Source organism: Bradyrhizobium sp. UBA2491 (genome assembly GCF_002341725.1).
GTDB lineage: Bacteria > Pseudomonadota > Alphaproteobacteria > Rhizobiales > Xanthobacteraceae > Bradyrhizobium.
In genome coordinates, this window is record NZ_DDOP01000108.1 from 18,301 (window position 1) to 34,390 (window position 16,090).

The 16,090-nt window shown below is 63.4% G+C and carries 13 protein-coding genes; 5 read left to right on the forward strand and 8 right to left on the reverse strand.

Annotation, left to right across the window (positions count from 1 at the left end):
- Positions 1 to 300 precede the first annotated feature (300 nt).
- Positions 301 to 492 carry a hypothetical protein gene (locus tag B2W55_RS34150; RefSeq protein WP_024578484.1) on the reverse strand — a complete coding sequence of 64 codons (192 nt, stop codon included), beginning with the start codon at positions 490 to 492 and terminating at the stop codon, positions 301 to 303.
- 324 nt (positions 493 to 816) lie between these two features.
- Positions 817 to 1,419 carry a YqaA family protein gene (locus tag B2W55_RS34155; RefSeq protein WP_024578483.1) on the reverse strand — a complete coding sequence of 201 codons (603 nt, stop codon included), beginning with the start codon at positions 1,417 to 1,419 and terminating at the stop codon, positions 817 to 819.
- A 427-nt stretch (positions 1,420 to 1,846) separates the two neighbouring features.
- Here B2W55_RS34155 and B2W55_RS34160 point away from each other — a divergent pair, with 427 nt between their 5' ends.
- From B2W55_RS34160 to B2W55_RS34170, 3 genes are all read left to right on the forward strand, one after another.
- Complete coding sequence (locus B2W55_RS34160) at positions 1,847 to 2,185, forward strand: hypothetical protein (protein WP_024578482.1); 339 nt, start codon at positions 1,847 to 1,849, stop codon at positions 2,183 to 2,185.
- A 105-nt stretch (positions 2,186 to 2,290) separates the two neighbouring features.
- Positions 2,291 to 3,160 (forward strand): undecaprenyl-diphosphate phosphatase, encoded by an 870-nt coding sequence (locus B2W55_RS34165; RefSeq protein WP_024578481.1) that lies wholly within the window; start codon positions 2,291 to 2,293, stop codon positions 3,158 to 3,160.
- Positions 3,161 to 3,352: 192 nt separating this feature from the next.
- Entirely contained in the window at positions 3,353 to 3,754 is a 402-nt protein-coding gene (locus B2W55_RS34170) for a lysozyme inhibitor LprI family protein (protein ID WP_343206167.1), read from the forward strand.
- A gap of 145 nt (positions 3,755 to 3,899) precedes the next feature.
- On the opposite strand, the gene B2W55_RS34175 is transcribed toward B2W55_RS34170, so the two are convergent.
- From B2W55_RS34175 to B2W55_RS34185, 3 genes are all read right to left on the reverse strand, one after another.
- Entirely contained in the window at positions 3,900 to 4,574 is a 675-nt protein-coding gene (locus B2W55_RS34175) for an AbiV family abortive infection protein (protein WP_024578479.1), read from the reverse strand.
- 84 nt (positions 4,575 to 4,658) lie between these two features.
- Complete coding sequence (locus B2W55_RS34180) at positions 4,659 to 6,188, reverse strand: hypothetical protein (RefSeq protein ID WP_145987265.1); 1,530 nt, start codon at positions 6,186 to 6,188, stop codon at positions 4,659 to 4,661.
- Between the two features lie 252 nt (positions 6,189 to 6,440).
- Positions 6,441 to 10,220 carry a vitamin B12-dependent ribonucleotide reductase gene (locus B2W55_RS34185; RefSeq protein WP_024578476.1) on the reverse strand — a complete coding sequence of 1,260 codons (3,780 nt, stop codon included), beginning with the start codon at positions 10,218 to 10,220 and terminating at the stop codon, positions 6,441 to 6,443.
- Positions 10,221 to 11,038: 818 nt separating this feature from the next.
- On the opposite strand from B2W55_RS34185, the gene B2W55_RS34190 reads away from it, so the two are divergent.
- Complete coding sequence (locus B2W55_RS34190) at positions 11,039 to 11,932, forward strand: DMT family transporter (protein ID WP_024578475.1); 894 nt, start codon at positions 11,039 to 11,041, stop codon at positions 11,930 to 11,932.
- Between the two features lie 7 nt (positions 11,933 to 11,939).
- On the opposite strand, the gene B2W55_RS34195 is transcribed toward B2W55_RS34190, so the two are convergent.
- Together B2W55_RS34195 and B2W55_RS34200 are read right to left on the reverse strand one after the other, a co-directional pair.
- Positions 11,940 to 14,177, reverse strand: coding sequence for a CHASE3 domain-containing protein (locus B2W55_RS34195; RefSeq protein WP_024578474.1), 2,238 nt, complete (start codon positions 14,175 to 14,177; stop codon positions 11,940 to 11,942).
- 19 nt (positions 14,178 to 14,196) lie between these two features.
- Positions 14,197 to 14,601: a response regulator gene (locus tag B2W55_RS34200; RefSeq protein WP_024578473.1), complete on the reverse strand. Its 405-nt coding sequence runs from the start codon at positions 14,599 to 14,601 to the stop codon at positions 14,197 to 14,199.
- A gap of 179 nt (positions 14,602 to 14,780) precedes the next feature.
- Between B2W55_RS34200 and B2W55_RS34205 the strand changes: the two genes are divergently transcribed.
- Positions 14,781 to 15,677, forward strand: coding sequence for a DMT family transporter (locus B2W55_RS34205; protein WP_024578472.1), 897 nt, complete (start codon positions 14,781 to 14,783; stop codon positions 15,675 to 15,677).
- Positions 15,678 to 15,755: 78 nt separating this feature from the next.
- On the opposite strand, the gene B2W55_RS34210 is transcribed toward B2W55_RS34205, so the two are convergent.
- Positions 15,756 to 16,090, reverse strand: a 335-nt coding sequence (locus tag B2W55_RS34210; RefSeq protein WP_291532748.1) for a BA14K family protein, incomplete at its 5' end; no start/stop codon positions are given.

The following is a 16,090-nucleotide window of genomic DNA, read 5'->3' on the forward strand; positions in this document are numbered from 1 at the left end:
GCGCAGCGAAACCCATCATTCGCGCCGCGGGCAGAGATCGATGGGTTTCGCTTCGCTCTACCCATTCCTACGCTTGCTTCGGCATCGTCTCGTTGACGTCCAGTTTTGGTGCGTTGCTGAAGCTCGCCCATCCGTCGGTATGTCAGCTAGATTAGGATGCAGCCAGGTTGAATCGGTTCGGCCACGAACACGATTTACCTCTCCCCGGCGGGGAAAGGTGAACCGAGGGTGCGTCAGGCCGATTCAATCAAACTCATCTCGCTCTAGTTAGGGTATCGCCGCGCCCTTCGAAGGGGATGATCAGATCAGCCTGAAGGTGACTGCGATCCAGAAGAACACGATCAGCCCGATGCCGACCATCTTGAAGATCTGAACGTCTTCGTCGAGCCGCGTGATGGGCGGCCACCCCCACAGGATCGTTGTGACGAACCCCAGAACAAAGAGCGTGATCGACAGGATCGTGGAGGCGGTGTCGCCAATCGAGGTTCCCATCTGGACACTCCGCCCGTTGGATGTGGTTGAGCAGTTTACAACATCTACGGGTTGAGGAAGAGTTTCCGACGTGCCGCAATCCCGGCAGCAACACGTAGCCCGCATGAGCGAAGCGATATGCGGGACTTGCTTGCGAGTTGTGTGCCGGTCCCGGATGTCGCTTCGCTCATCCGGGCTACGCTTGCTGCCGTAGCTCATCAAGCGAAGGCGGAAGCGTAACCCTTCACCGATTCGTAGGATGGGTAGAGCGAAGCGAAACCCATCATTCGCACCGCGCAGAGATCGATGGGTTTCGCTGCGCTCTACCCATCCTACGCTTGCCATTCAGCGGAACGACCAGGCGATGCCAACGCCGATTGCGGTGAGAAGTCCGAATCCGACCAGCCATCGATGATACTTCTCGATCCACCGCACGAATTGCGGTCCCAGGATCAGGACGAGGGCGGCCACCATCGCGAAATGCAGGAGACGGCCGACCACGGCTGCGACCGTGAAGGTGAGAAGGTTCATCGATGCAACGCCCGCTGCAATCGCGATGAACTTGAACGGGATCGGTGTGAAGCTCTTGGCGATGATGATCCAGAGACCCCACTCCTCGACAAGGCTCTGGTAGCTTCGGAAATTGTCCGACTGCCCGTACATCTCGACCAGCGTTTGTCCGACTGCGGCCCAACCGAGATGGCCGATGCCGTACCCGACCAGGGCGCCGGCCGACGAAGCCAGGACGCAGACGGTGCACAGGAAAAGGCTCCGCTCGGGCCGTATCAACAGCATCGGCACCAGCAGCAGATCGGGCAAGACCGGCAGGATCGAGCTATCTGCAAATGCGATCAGCGCGAGCAGGGCGGGGCCCCATCGGCTATCCGAGAACGCTTCAGCGCGGCGCCGCCAGACGTCACGGCTTGTCGAAAAGAGAAACATCTTCATTGACCGACGCGTAACGGGCAGGCCGGGCGAGCCATCGAACCAGGCTGGTCCACCTTATGTCCAATCGCGCTTGCAGTGAAGTCGCGCGCGAATGCGTCGACTTCGCGGGCGACCGGAAGCTTGCAGGCGTTGCGCGCAATGCTCGGATTGGTGAGGACATCAGGGGTCGTCGGACCATAGCTTGCTCGCCTTCGCCAACATTGCGGCATTTGCGCGCACGATCGCGCATTTCGGATCGCGCGACGAAAATGTCCGCTGGATGTAAGGACGGTGTAAGTCGCCGATCGTATGACGATGTCGGCGGCCGCAGTCGACGACGCGAAGCGTGCGAAGGCGCGCTGCGGAGCATGGACCCGCGATCTCTTTGCCAACGCCCGCAATGGTCCAAATCGGGAGCCCATGCGGCGAAGTTGCAATGCGAAGTGTCATGCAATTGGCGTGCATCACGGTCTTGGTCTGGTCGGCATCCGGCGCCTCCGCGCAAGCGGTGGAATGGCGCTATTGCCTTGCGGTGTCGCAAGCCGAGCAGAGGGTTTACATGTCGCACCCGTTCCAGTGCGCCACCGACGACTTTCCGAAGCTGGAGCGCGTGCTTCGGGAGTCGCTGACCCGTGCGGGCGTTTCGGTCGACACCGTGCAGTGCCCGAGGGGCAGCGATGAGCGCAGCATCCTGGCGATGCGCGACCACGCCATCGCGTTCAATCGACAAACCCAGATCACCGCGGTCGATGTCAAATTGCGTCCCGGCGCGCGTCTTTGCGAATGACGGTGCCTTGCGGCTTTCGAACTCCGGCTGAGATGTCCACGAACGCGCGCGTGACGTGCGGACAGCATCAGGAAGCCGACTGATCGGCGCAACGAACAGGTACCAATGGCAAGCACATGCACGCAGGGAATCGACACCGGCTTCGTCGCGCTCGGCTACGGAAAGGTTGCGGCGCTCGGGGTCCTGCAAGGAATAACCGAGTTGTTGCCGATCTCGTCCACGGCACACATGCGCCTGGTGCCGGCCGTGCTGGGTTGGCCGGATCCGGGATCGGCGTTCTCCGCGGCCATGCAGCTTGCCGCGGTTGCAGCCGTCGTCAGTTATTTCTGGCGGGACGTGCGTGCGCTGGCGACGAACTCCATTGTCGCAATGGCGCGCGGGCAATTGCAGGACCCGTGGTTTCGTCTCGCGTTGTGGATCGTGCTGGCAACGATCCCCATCGCCGTCGCGGGATTGTCGGCGTCCAAACTTCTGAACACCTGCAATTCGCCGCTTCGCGGCGTCGTGGTGATCGGATGGGCTTGCGTTGCGATGGCGATCCTGCTCGGTGCGGCGGAGATCTATGCCAGGCACCGGCGGACGATCGGCGAAGCCCGCCTGCTCGATGCGATGCTGGTGGGACTGGCCCAGGTGGGCGCCCTGATCCCTGGCGTCTCGCGTTCGGGTTCAACCCTGACCGCGGCGCTTGCGCTCGGCTTCAAGCGGGATGAAGCGGCGCGCTTCTCGTTCCTGCTGGGTTTGCCCGCGATCACCCTGGCCGGGCTCAAGGAACTGTGGGAACTGTACCATCTCGATCTCGATCATCACGCCTGGTCGGTGTTGATCGTCGGCCTCGTGGTTGCTTCCATTTCGGCATTCGTGGCGATCTGGAGCCTGATGCGCGTGCTCGAACGCTTCTCCAGTTGGCCGTTCGTGATCTATCGCTTCGTCCTCGGCCTCGTCATCCTCGTGGGCGCAATGGCCGGGGTGCTTTGAGCCGGGGCAGGCCGAGCATGTAGCCCGCATGAGCGAAGCGACATGCGGGACTGACCTTGCAAGTTGCGTGTCGTCCCGGATGTCGCTTCGCTCATCCGGGCTACGCTTGCCGTGCATCATTCCCTTGATCTCATTTCGGACGCTTTTATGCGGCGATGGTTGGCGAAAGACGCCAGGCAAGATGATTGGGACATGGTGATGCTTTCGCGGACGTCTGTCGTTGTCGCGGCGATGCTCATGCTCGGGACGTTACCGGCCCGCGCGCAGCAAAGCGCCGAGTTCGATGCGTGCATGGACAAGGCCGAAGGGGTGTCAACCAAGATGCTCGATTGCGGCAAGGCCGAAATCGGCAGATGGGACACGCGGCTCAACACCGCCTATCAAGCCCTTCTCGCCAGCTCAAAGGGCGAGGCGCACGCGCAATTGCTCGGAGAGCAGCGGGCCTGGCTGAAGCACCATCTCGGCGAAACCCATCGCCTCGCCGCCGACCCCAACAACGGCTCCGTCGCGTTCCTCGACTCCCAGGCGTTCGAATTGAAGGACATCGCCGACCGCACGCTGCTTCTCGAAAAGCGCGCGCAGGGCTCCCGGTAGACGGACCCGTTTTGATCGTCAGCCGGGTTAGCGACTTGTCCGCCGTAGCTCATTGAGCGAAGGCGGAAGAGTCACACGCCGAGAATTTTTTCTTTTTGCTATCGAAGCGGCGGATTACGCCTATGGCTAATCCGTCCTTCGATTACTAACGAAAGTATTTATCGAGCATTTTGAGAAGCTCGTCTCTCTCTATGCCGCGGGCCTTCAGGCTGGCGACAATATGCTCTAGCGTGCTCGATGCATGCTTCTTTGATGCCTCGGACGGCGCTTGTTGGATTGTACCTACAATCGCGTCGGCCGAATCGCCGGCCTGTTTGGCGGAACGGAGCAAATGCCGTGCGAGTGCTTCTATCGAAGATAAAGCAACGGTCCAGTCTATATCGGAAGGCTTACGAAACGATTGGTTTGGGTCTAAGTCTACGTAGAGGGTGGCATTTCGAGGGAGAGCACCAAAGTTGGACAATAGATCTAAGCCAGAAAGAGCTAGCTCGTGATTCTCAAGCTTCTCGTCTCTTAGCGGGATACGAGCGCGAACTTCGATGTGCGCGAGCTTGGAGTCGTGGCTTCGGAGCCGTTGCCAAAAGCGCCGCCAGTTGGGCGGATTGCCTAACGCAATTCTTTTCCCCACAGCTTCAAAGATGAAAAACTTGGCCAGTTCCTCGCTCGCCGTATAATACAAAAAGAAGGCTCTCGCAGTGTGCCCCGCTTTGACCAGGAGCGTGGCCTCCTCAAGAAGCTCTTGCGAATTGGCAAGGCACGATTCCATAGCGGCCGAAATTTCCGCGATCGATAGGGCTTGATCTTTTGAAGCGGTGTTCATGATGATTGTATCTATCAGCGGAATCTGCAAACTCTGTACGCACTAAGGTTGCGGGCGTGCATGGTCAGTGAAGCGTTCTGCGCGTTAGCTTGCTCCGGTGCGCCTATGATGGGGCATGTCAGCGACGATAATTTGCTGGGTGGCCGCATCCCACGCATAGTAGATGCGGAGGCAGCGAGTCGGATCTCTGGTGTTCCCGCCATTTTTGATGTGCCAGTCGGCCGTATATCGATTGCCTTGCCAATCGAAGTCGAAGGCATCATTTCCGCAGTGGGCGTTGCGAACGCCTTCCTCAACAGGTTCGTCTCTGATCGAGCCTTCTCCTCCGTTTATTCGCGCGGACCTGCCCTCGTTGGCTAGCCAAAGCAAGCAGCGCGCGGCTTGCGAGTAATCGTCAAAGGACGGAGACTTGACAGACCGCCTTGCTGCTGGACTAAGGGCGACTCTGCCTGCTAAGTCTACATCACACCAATTTGCAAATTCTGCCCATGACACAGGCATCGGCAAATTGGCGTCAACCGTTCCGCCCCTCGCCTTGATCTGATCCAACAGCTGTTGAATTCGAAATGCAGAAGCCCGCTGCTGCTCCTCAGCAGCCTGAGCTCTTTGCTCAGCTCGCGCGTGTTCGCTAGCAAAGTAATCAAGCGACGTTTGCTCGTCCTCTACCTGCTTCTCGAGGATCGCGATACGAAGCTCCGCTGCCTTGAGCTGTTCGATGTCACTTGCGCCTTCCGTGGCCAAGCGCTGTTGCTTTAGCTTCAGACTGGAGCTTCTGATTGCCGCGAACGCGAGTATTTCGTGCCCAATCCGAGCATGACGGATACTTTCGCCTGCAGCGAGTGTACGCATCCACCGAGCACATTGAGTTGGGCCGTCCTCCGAGAGGAGATGGTCGGCAAGTGCCAGCCGATGTTGGTAAGGACTGGCATCCTCCGTAAATCCCGGAAGATAGGCCCTTGCCGCGCCCCCGAATACCGACCGCTGCTTGCCAAAGCGCTCGGTCAAGACCCATGTGAGTACGGCTGGAACGATTACTACCAGCGCCATCCCAAGAGTTGCGCGGGCGAGAGAGTTGGCGTCGATAAGCGGCTGCGTCTCATTCGCCGCGCCGTCCGGAACAGTGAGCACAAATAGGGGCAGCTTGCGATTTGGATCGACCATCATTTCGCAAAGCTGATCCGCGTCGACGTAGTTGTCGATCAGTTGGGGCTGACGTTCGAGCGCGTATCCGCCGCGCGTCAGGCCACATTTTGTTGCCACTTGCTGGACGAACCCAGGAACGTGCGGCTCTATATCGAGTTCAGTCTCGGGGGAGTTCGCCAGCAGCCGTGCGCTGAATCGCGGGAGTTGATTCTCCAAAACGCCGACCACTACTTCAGTAGTCCAGACCCTGCCGGGAACCTGCTTGTCTGGGTCTTCAGCTCGAATGGCCCAGATATCTGCACCGTCTCGTTCCAAACGGACCGCGATGCTGTTTCGTCCACCCGAAAAGTGCTCGAAATCTTGATGTTGCCACGCCTCCCGTGGAAAGCGGCCGCCGCTGCGCTTTTCTGCCCAAGCGAGTACTTCTCGACGTGCTACGCTTGCGATGTCCTCCGCGAAGTCGTCACCCACGGTAGCTGCAACGCGAAGTACTTCATGCTCGCGTACTGGGCGTTCTAGCCGTGCGGCCGCGGGACGTAATGCGTCCCAAATTGGCGTTGATGCCATTGGTCATCCGAAACGAAAAGCGATCGATTGTGAGGTGTGGCTCACAAGTGGTTAGGAATAGGCGTGTTCTACCGCAGATTGCTGTACATAAGAAAGGGGCCGTTACTCTAAACGGCCCCCTCCAATAGTCTCACTGGTGGATAGCTCGGCCGAGTCTCACGAACACCCTGTCGTGCTGCCGCAAGTATCACACTTCATGCAGGTCCCATTCCGCACCAGCGTGAAGTTGCCGCACTCCGAGCACATCTCGCCTTCGTAGCCCTTGGCTTTCGCTTCGGCGCGACGCTCCGCCTTGGACGGGGCGGCGGCTGCGGCGGTGCCGGGCTTGCTCCACTGTTGCAGGGCCTCGAGCTTCTCGGTCGGCGAGAGGTCGTGGCTGACTTCCTGCTTCAGGGCGACCGCGCCTTCGATGGTGTCGGAGGCGCCGCGGGCGGTGGCGCCGTGCGAGGCCAGCGAGGTGACGCGGTTGCCGCCGGCGGGGGCGTTGTCGGCGTTGGCGCTCACTGCGGCGGAGCCGCCGCGCATGATGACGAGGTTGTCGGTGCGCGAGCGGGTGAGGCCCTTCGACAGGTACTTCGTCGCCTGGTGGTGCGGCGCCTCTTCCGGCTGCTCCTTGCCTTCCTCGACGCCCTTGCCGAGCGCGTCGAAGCCCGACTCGTTCGGATCGACATGGGCGAGGTCGAAGCGCGACATGTAGCTCACCGCGAGCTCGCGGAACACATAGTCGAGGATCGAGGTCGCATACTTGATCGAGTCGTTGCCCTGCACCGGACCCGCGGGCTCGAAGCGGGTGAAGGTGAAGGCGTCGACATACTCCTCCAGCGGCACGCCGTATTGCAGGCCGAGCGACACCGCGATGGCGAAGTTGTTGATGAAGGAGCGCAGCGCCGCGCCTTCCTTGTGCATGTCGATGAAGATCTCGCCGAGCCGGCCGTCGTCATATTCGCCGGTGCGGAGATAGACTTTGTGACCGCCGACCACAGCCTTCTGGGTGTAGCCCTTGCGGCGATCCGGCATCTTCTCGCGCTCGCGCATCACGACGATGCGCTCGACCAGCTTCTCGACGATCTTCTCCGAGACCTGGGCGGCGCGCGCGGCCATCGGCTTCTCGTAGAGCGCCTCCACCGCATCGTCCTCGTCCTCATCGTCGGAGATGAGCTGCGAGTTGAGCGGCTGCGACAGCTTCGAGCCGTCGCGGTACAGCGCGTTGGCCTTCAGCGCCAGCTTCCACGACAACAGGTAGGCGGACTTGCAGTCCTCCACCGTGGCGTCGTTCGGCATGTTGATGGTCTTGGAGATCGCGCCCGAGATGAACGGCTGGGAGGCCGCCATCATCCGGATGTGGCTCTCGACCGACAGATAGCGCTTGCCGATCTTGCCGCAGGGGTTGGCGCAGTCGAACACCGGATAGTGCTCGGCCTTGAGGTGCGGAGCGCCTTCCACTGTCATCGCGCCACAGATGTGGACGTTGGCGGCTTCGATCTCGCGCTTGGTGAAGCCGACGGCCTGGAGCAGGTCGAAGCCGGGGGCCGCGATCGCTTCCGCGCCGATGCCGAGCTGGTCGCGGATGAAGTCTTCGCCAAACGTCCACTTGTTGAAGGCGAACTTGATGTCGAACGCGGTCGGCAGCGCCTTTTCGACCTTGGCGATGGCTTCATCGGTGAAGCCCTTGGCCTTCAGGGTCGAGGCGTTGATCGCAGGCGCGTTGGACAGCGAGCCGTGGCCGACGGCGTAGGCCTCGATCTCGGCGATCTCGCTCTCGCGATAGCCGAGCGCGCGCAGCGCAGACGGCACCGCCTGGTTGATGATCTTGAAGTAGCCGCCGCCGGCGAGCTTCTTGAACTTGACCAGCGCGAAATCGGGCTCGATGCCGGTGGTGTCGCAATCCATCACCAGGCCAATGGTGCCGGTCGGCGCCACCACGGTGGTCTGGGCGTTGCGATAGCCGTTGACCTCGCCGAGCGCCAGCGCGTCGTCCCAGGCCAGCTTGGCGTGTGCGACGATGTCGGCCTGCGGGCAGGAGGCATGATCGAGCGGCACCGGGTTGACCGCGAGCGCCTCGTAGCCACCGGCGTTGCCGTGGGCGGCGCGGCGGTGGTTGCGGATCACGCGCAGCATGTGGGCCGCGTTCTTCTTGTAGCCCGGGAAGGTGCCGAGCTCGGCCGCCATCTCGGCCGAGGTCTTGTAGGAGATGCCGGTCATCACAGCGGTCAGCGCGCCGCACAGCGCGCGGCCTTCCTTGCTGTCATAGGGCAGGCCCATGGTCATCAAGAGGCCACCGATATTTGCAAAACCGAGGCCGAGGGTGCGGAACTCGTAGGACAGCTCGGCGATCGCCTTCGACGGGAACTGGGCCATCATGACCGAGATTTCCAGCACGATGGTCCAGAGCCGGCAGAGATGCTCGTAGGACTCGACGTCGAACCGCTTGGTCGACGTGCTGTAGAAGGTCAGCAGGTTGGCGGAGGCGAGGTTGCACGCCGTGTCGTCCAGGAACATGTATTCCGAGCACGGATTGGAGGCGCGGATGTCGCCGGACGCCTTGCAGGTGTGCCAGTCGTTCATCGTGGTGTTGAAGTGCAGGCCGGGATCGGCCGACGCCCAGGCGGCGTAACCGATCTTCTCCCAGAGGTCGCGGGCCTTGAGAGTCTTGGTGACCTTCTTGGTGGTGCGGCCGACCAGGTTCCAGTCGCCGTCGGTTTCCACCGCGCGCAGGAAGTCGTCCTTCAGCGACACCGAATTGTTGGAGTTCTGGCCGGAGACGGTGAGGTAGGCCTCCGAATCCCAGTCGGTGTCGTAGATGTCGAACGTGATCTCCTTGTAGCCCTGCCTGGCGAACTGGATCACGCGCTTGATATAATTGTCGGGCACCAGGCTGCGGCGCGCGAGCTTGATCTCGCGGCGCAGGGCAGGGTTCTTTTCCGGATCGAAGCAGTCGTCGCCAGAACCTTCGCAGTTGACGCAGGCCTTCATCACGGCCTTAAGGTGCTTCTGGTTGATCTTGGAGCCGGTGACGAGAGCTGCGACCTTCTGCTCCTCCTTCACCTTCCAGTCGATATAGGTCTCGATATCGGGATGGTCGGCATCGACCACCACCATCTTGGCCGCACGACGCGTGGTGCCGCCCGACTTGATCGCACCGGCGGCGCGGTCGCCGATCTTGAGGAAGCTCATCAGGCCCGACGAGCGGCCGCCGCCGGACAGCTTTTCGCCTTCGCCGCGCAGGCTGGAGAAGTTGGAGCCGGTGCCGGAGCCATATTTGAACAGGCGCGCCTCGCGCACCCAGAGGTCCATGATGCCGCCCTCGTTGACGAGGTCGTCGCCGACGCCCTGGATGAAGCAGGCATGCGGCTGCGGATGCTCATAGGCCGACTTCGATTTGGTCAGCTTGCCGGTCTTCCAGTCGACGTAATAGTGGCCCTGGCCGGGGCCATCGACGCCATAGGCCCAATGCAGGCCGGTGTTGAACCATTGCGGCGAGTTCGGCGCGACCATCTGCTTGGCGAGCTGCCAGCGCAGTTCGTCGAAGAACGCCAGCGCGTCTTCTTCGGAGGAGAAATAGCCGCCCTTCCAGCCCCAATAGGTCCAGCAGCCGGCGAGGCGATCGAACACCTGCTTGGCGGAGGTCTCGCCGACGATGCGCTCGTTCTCGGGCAGCGACGCCAAGGCGTCAGTGTCGGGCACCGAACGCCACAGCCACGACGGCACGGTCTCTTCCTCGACCTTCTTCAGGCGCGCGGCGACGCCGGCCTTGCGGAAATACTTCTGCGCCAGCACGTCGGAGGCGACCTGCGACCAGAACTCCGGAACCTCGACGTTCTCGGCGCGGAACACGACCGAGCCGTCCGGGTTGCGGATCTCCGAGGTGGTCAGGCGGAAATTGATCCCGGCATAGGGAGATTGTCCGCTGGTGGTGTTGCGTCGTTCGATTCGCATGGTCGAGCCCCGTCTCTTCTTCTGCCCGGCCCCACGTTTCTCGCAGGTGCCGGAATGTTATCTGTTCGCGGAGGTCGGGGAATACGCGGCAAGCACGCCTCCCGTCGTCCGCAGCTCAGCCGGTGGATCCGGCCTGTTTTCTCTGCACCGCGCGGCGCCGGTGCGACCCGGCCCTGCGGCGGCACGATCCCTGGCGGGTTACCCGACTGGGTCGGGTCCTCCGGGTCATGCATTCAACGCCCCAAAACGCTTTACGCGACACGTCACGCGTAGGCTTCTTTGCGGGCCGGTTGCGGCCTCTGTTTCCGGGTCCTTCTTGGCCCGTTCCGTCGTCCCGACGCGGCCCAAAATCAGGGCAGAAACGCCCTTCACCCGCGGCCCGAAGGCCTGGCGGAGTGGTCAATTTTGGAACCCTTGTGGGAGCGACCGGCGGGACCCAAACACACTCGCGCCGAACAGGTTGGAAGCTAGGCCATGTCCGTCACGCCCGTCAAGGACTAGTACGAGTTTCTGAATCAAACACTAAATATGGTGGAAAGGTTGGGATAACAGGGGTCGGTGCCGCGCCTGTGATCGAGCCAACTATCGGTGAGTCCTCAGGGATTCCCAAGCCAAAAAAATTCGTCTCGCCTGTGGATCAGAGCTTCGCCCCGCTGTTCACAGGCGAAGGATTTATTCGCGCTCCCGGGATTGAATTTTTGGGACTCACGTAAGCCTACGGGCAAACTACGGATCAGGCATGTCAGAGCCGTGATGGTCGGGCGACAAAATCGCGGGCAAGCTGTGCCCGACTCACATTCTCGCCCTTGCCGGGTTCCATGACAGACCAGACGCCTCACGCGCGGACGCGCCTTGCGCCCGCCGGCCTGATGTTCCTCGCCATCACCTCGGTGGGCTGGGGGTTCAACTGGCCGTCCACCAAATTCCTGCTCAGCGAGTTGCCGCCGCTGACCCTGCGCGGCATCACCGGAGTGATCGGCGCGGTGCTGCTGGCGGCCCTGGCGCTGCTCCGCGCCCAGAGCCTGCATGTCGAGCCCAGGCTGTGGCCGCGCCTCGTGCTGTATGCGGTTCTCAACGTCACCGGCTGGATGGTGCTGATGGGGCTCGCGCTGCTGTGGCTGCCGGCGAGCGAGACCGCGCTGATCGCCTACACCATGCCGGTGTGGGCCTCGCTGTTGGCCTGGCCGGTGCTCGGCGAGCGGCCGACATTGCTGCGGACCATCGCGCTCGTGATGGCGTTCGCCGGGCTTGCCGCGATCATGGGCGGCAACGGGATATCGGCGAGCAAGGAGAAGCTGCCGGGCATCCTCATGGCGCTCGGCGGCGCCATCGGATTTGCGCTCGGCACCGTGCTGGCGAAGAAATATCCGCTGGTGATGCCGCCGATCCCGGCCGCGGCCTGGCAGATCGGCATCGGCTGCGTGCCGATCGCAATCGTCGGGCTCCTGATCGAGACCACGCATCTCGATCGCGTCACGACGGTCGGCTGGTGGCTGCTGGTCTATTCGACGCTGATCCAGTTCTGCGTCGCCTATGTCGCCTGGTTCGCCGCACTGGCCCGGCTGCCGGCCTCGGTTGCGGCGATCGGCACCATGGCGGTGCCGGTGATCGGCGTGATCGCCTCGGCGATCGCGCTGCACGAGCCGCTCGGACCGACCCAGATCATCGCGCTGGCGTTCACCCTGATCGGCGTCGCGCTGGCGACGCGGTAGCTGCGGATCACTCGCCGAGTGCCTGTTGCAGCATGCTGGCGAGCTGGGCCTTGCGATAGGGTTTTGCCAGCAGCAGCACGCCCTCGTCGAGACGGCCGTGATGCACGATCGCGTTCTCGGTATAGCCCGAGGTGTAGAGCACCTTGATGCCGGGCCGCCGCTTCCTGACCTCGTCGGCGAGCTGGCGGCCGTTCATGCCGCCGGGCATGATCACGTCGGTGAACAGCAGGTCGAATTTCTCGCCCTTGTCGACGAGGGCCAGCGCCGCGCGGGCGTCGGGGACGGCGATGGTCTTGTAGCCGAGATTGGCGAGCTGGGTGACGACGTAGTTGCGCACCAACTGGTCGTCCTCGACCACCAGGATGACCTCGCTGCCGCGCCGCACCGGCTCCGGCGGCGGCGCTTCCACCTCGACCTGGCCGCGGGCAGGGGGCAGATAGAGCTTGATCGTGGTGCCGTGGCCCTGCTCGCTGTAGATCTTGATGTGTCCGCCGGACTGCTTGACGAAGCCGTACACCATGCTCATGCCGAGACCCGAGCCCTTGCCGACCTCCTTGGTGGTGAAGAACGGCTCGAACACCTTGTCCTGCACCGCCTGCGACATGCCGGTGCCGGTGTCGCTGACCGCGAGCAGCACGTAGCGGCCCGGCGCGATGTCGGGATTGGCCGCGGCATAGGCGTCGTCCAGCACGACGTTGCTGGTCTCGAACAGCAGCTTGCCGCCGTTCGGCATCGCGTCGCGGGCATTGATCGCCATGTTGAGCAGCGAGTTGGCAAGCTGCGAGGGATCGATGTGGACGCTGGCGACGTCGGGCGCGAGCACCGAATTGATCTCGATCTGCTCGCCGAGGGTCGGCCGCAGCAGCTTGGCGATATCGACCACGGTGCCGTTGATGTCGACGGTGCGCGGCTCCAGCGGCTGGCGGCGGGCGAAGGCCAGCAGATGCTGGATCAGCTCGCGGCAACGCTCGGCGGCGCGGTCGATCAGTTCGGCGGTCTTGGCGAGCTGCGGCTCGGCGCGCAGGCTGTCGACCAGCGTCTCGGTGGTGCCGGTGATCACCGTCAGCATGTTGTTGAAGTCGTGCGCCACCCCGCCGGTCAGCTTGCCGATGGCGTCGAGCTTCTGCGCCTGCTGTAGCTTGTGCTCGGTTTCGCGGGAGGCGGTGATGTCGTGATAGATCAGCGCCGCGCCGGTGATGGCGTCGTTGTCGTCACGCAGCGGCCGGCCCGACACCACGAGGTGAATCGGGGGAGCGCCGCGGACCGGCTTGGCGACGAATTCCAGCCCGTCGAATTCCTCGCCGCGCAGCGCCCTGGCCGAGGGCATGTCGTCGACCTGCATCGGCGTGAGGCCGTCGGCCTGGAACACGTTGCTCTGCGCGCGCAATTGCCGGACCGTCATGCCGGGCTTGTAGCGCAGCATCTTCTCGGCGGCCGGGTTCGACAGCAGCACGGTGCCGGTGCCATCGATCACCAGCACTGCCTCGGCCATGCTGCGGAAGGTGGTCTCCATGACCGCGGTGGAACGGCGCAGCCCCTCGAGCGCGGCGCCGAGGTCCTTGGTGCGCTCGGCGACCTTGCCCTCGAGCGACAGGTTGGTCGCCTTGGTCGCGCTGAGCGCGCCCTGTAGTTCGCGGCTGGCGCGCCGCGCGGTCAGCGTCAACGCGATCGCAAGCAGCAGGATCAGCACCACGCCGGCCAGGTCGATCAACAGCAGCAGCCGCCCGTTGCTCTTCGACCGTTCGGTGCGAAGGCCGAGCAGGCGGCGTTCTTCGGTGACCAGGCGGTCGAGCGCAGCCCCGAGCTTGTCCATCAGCGCGCGGCTCTCGCCTGCGGAGATCAGCGCCGCGGCACCGGCCGAATCGCCCGCGGTGCGCAACCGGATCAGTTCGGCACCAAGCGCAATGGCGCGCTCGACGTCGCCCCTGGTGCCGGCCAGCAGCTGCGCTTCCTCGGGAGCCGACTTCACCGCGGTCATCAGGCCGTCGAAGGCGGACGTGAGGGCGGTGCTCTGCTCGCGGAATTCGTCGGCAAAGGACGCATCGCCGGTCAGTGCGAATCCGCGTGCCGCGCTCTCGACGGTGCGCGGCAGCGAGCGCGCGTCCGAAATGCGCTTGAGGATGCTCAGCGTGCGATCGACCGAATCAATCTCGCTGCGCGACTTGACGTCCAGCCCGATCGACGCCGCGCTGATGACCAGGAGGATCGCAAGGCCGCTGCCGAGGATGAGACGCTGGGAAGCCATCGACGATTAGTACGTGCAATCATTTCGAAAGACGAGCGGAAGGCGCCGACTTCGCAATACATTCGTTAACGGCCGCGATCAGCGCCTGCGGGGTAAACGGCTTGCGCAGGCAGGCCGACGCGCCGAGCTCGATCGTCATGCGCAGGAAATCCGGGCCGCGGTCGGCGTTGGCAAAGGCGTAGCCGGACATCGCGATGACGGGAATATTCGGGGCGCGCTCGTGGAAGATGCGGATCGCTTCGAACCCGCGCATATGCGGCATGAAGACGTCGACCAGCATCACGTCGAAGGTCGCCTTCTCCAGCGCGCGCATGCCCGATTCACCGCCGTCGGCGACGGTGACCTCGAAACCCTGGCGCTGCAAGCACACCTCGATGGCAACACACACCATCGGGTCGTCGTCGACCACGAGAACGCTCGGCACGATGCATCCTCTTTCTACGGTCTCGCGTGCCGCCGCCTCGCTTGGACCGCTCGCCACTTAAGGCGGAACCTGGACGGAAAGTCTGTATCATAGAATGCATATGCCGTTTGCTGACAAGCGGATTTCCGGCTAGCCCTGCCACATCACTTGTATTTGTCCATTTCCCTTACGACAGGTCCATGACCGCAGTTCCAGTCGCCGGCCGCACCCCGCAGTCACCGCTCGGCCTCGCATTCCTGGTGGTCGCATCGACCGGCTGGGGTCTCAATTTCCCGATCATGAAATTCCTGCTGACGGAGTGGCCGCCGCTGTCGTCGCGCGGGCTGTGCGGCGTGGCCGGCGCGATCGCGCTCGGCGTCGTGGCGGTGGCGCGGCGACAGTCCCTGCGCGTCCCTGAGGGCATGTGGTTGCGGCTGGCCCTGGTGTCGACGCTGTCGATCGGCGGCTGGGTCGCCTCGATGGGCCTGGCGCTGATCTGGCTTCGCGCCAGCGAGGCGGCGGTGCTCGGGATCTCGATTCCGGTGTGGGTCGCGCTGGTGGCCTGGCCGGTGCTTGGCGAGCGGGTGTCGATGCTGCGCGCGCTCGCGCTGGCGGTCGCGCTCGCCGGGATCGCAGCGCTGATCGGCGGCGGCGGCATGGACGCCAGTGTCGGCAAGCTGCCGGGCATTCTGTTCGCGCTCGCGGGCGCAGTCTGCGTCGGACTGGGAACGGTGCTGACCAAGTACTTCAAGCTCGCAATGCCGCCGCTGTCGCTTGCGGCCTGGCAGCTCGCGATTGGCTGCCTGCCGATCGCGATTGCGGGCGTGCTGATCGAGCAGCCGCAATTGGCCGCGCTGTCGCAGCTCGGCTGGGCGTCGATGATCTACATGACGCTGATCCAGTTCTGTCTTTGCTATGTCTGCTGGTTTGCGGCGCTCGAGCGGCTGCCGGCGGCAACCGCGTCGATCGGCACGCTGCTGGTCCCCGTCGTTGGTGTGATCGCGGCGGCGGCAATGCTGCGCGAACCGCTCAGTGCGAGCGACATCGCGGCGCTGCTGGTGACGTTCGCCGCCGTTGCAGTCGCCTTGCGGACATGAAAAAGGGCGGCGTTGCCGCCGCCCTTTTCATGCTCCAATACGCACGATCCCTTCGGACCATGAGCCGGTCGTCAGGCCTTACGGGCAGGGGTGCCGCAGGCCGTCATAGCCGAGATAGGTTCCGGAGCGCACATCATAGGACTTGTAGCGCTGCGCGCAGTAGGTCGCATCGCCGCCGCCCGGCGCGACTTCCACGGCGACAGGCGCGCTGTCGTCGTAATAGCCGTAGCTGTCGTCATAGTATCCGGGGCCATAATAGCCATACGCACCCGAGGCGAGGGCGCCGCCGACCACTGCACCGGCAACCGCGCCCGGCCAGAACCCGCCGCCACCGCCATGCCAACGGCCGCCGCCGCCGCGCCAGCCGCCACCACCGTGCCAACCGCCGCCGCCACCGGCCCAGTGGCCACCGC

Bases quoted from the DNA above. Each gene is read 5' to 3' on its own strand.
- B2W55_RS34150 (WP_024578484.1), bottom strand. From the start codon at position 492: ATGGGAACCTCGATTGGCGACACCGCCTCCACGATCCTGTCGATCACG.
- B2W55_RS34155 (WP_024578483.1), bottom strand. From the start codon at position 1,419: ATGAAGATGTTTCTCTTTTCGACAAGCCGTGACGTCTGGCGGCGCCGC.
- B2W55_RS34160 (WP_024578482.1), top strand. From the start codon at position 1,847: ATGCAATTGGCGTGCATCACGGTCTTGGTCTGGTCGGCATCCGGCGCC.
- B2W55_RS34165 (WP_024578481.1), top strand. From the start codon at position 2,291: ATGGCAAGCACATGCACGCAGGGAATCGACACCGGCTTCGTCGCGCTC.
- B2W55_RS34170 (WP_343206167.1), top strand. From the start codon at position 3,353: ATGGTGATGCTTTCGCGGACGTCTGTCGTTGTCGCGGCGATGCTCATG.
- B2W55_RS34175 (WP_024578479.1), bottom strand. From the start codon at position 4,574: ATGAACACCGCTTCAAAAGATCAAGCCCTATCGATCGCGGAAATTTCG.
- B2W55_RS34185 (WP_024578476.1), bottom strand. From the start codon at position 10,220: ATGCGAATCGAACGACGCAACACCACCAGCGGACAATCTCCCTATGCC.
- B2W55_RS34190 (WP_024578475.1), top strand. From the start codon at position 11,039: ATGACAGACCAGACGCCTCACGCGCGGACGCGCCTTGCGCCCGCCGGC.
- B2W55_RS34195 (WP_024578474.1), bottom strand. From the start codon at position 14,177: ATGGCTTCCCAGCGTCTCATCCTCGGCAGCGGCCTTGCGATCCTCCTG.
- B2W55_RS34205 (WP_024578472.1), top strand. From the start codon at position 14,781: ATGACCGCAGTTCCAGTCGCCGGCCGCACCCCGCAGTCACCGCTCGGC.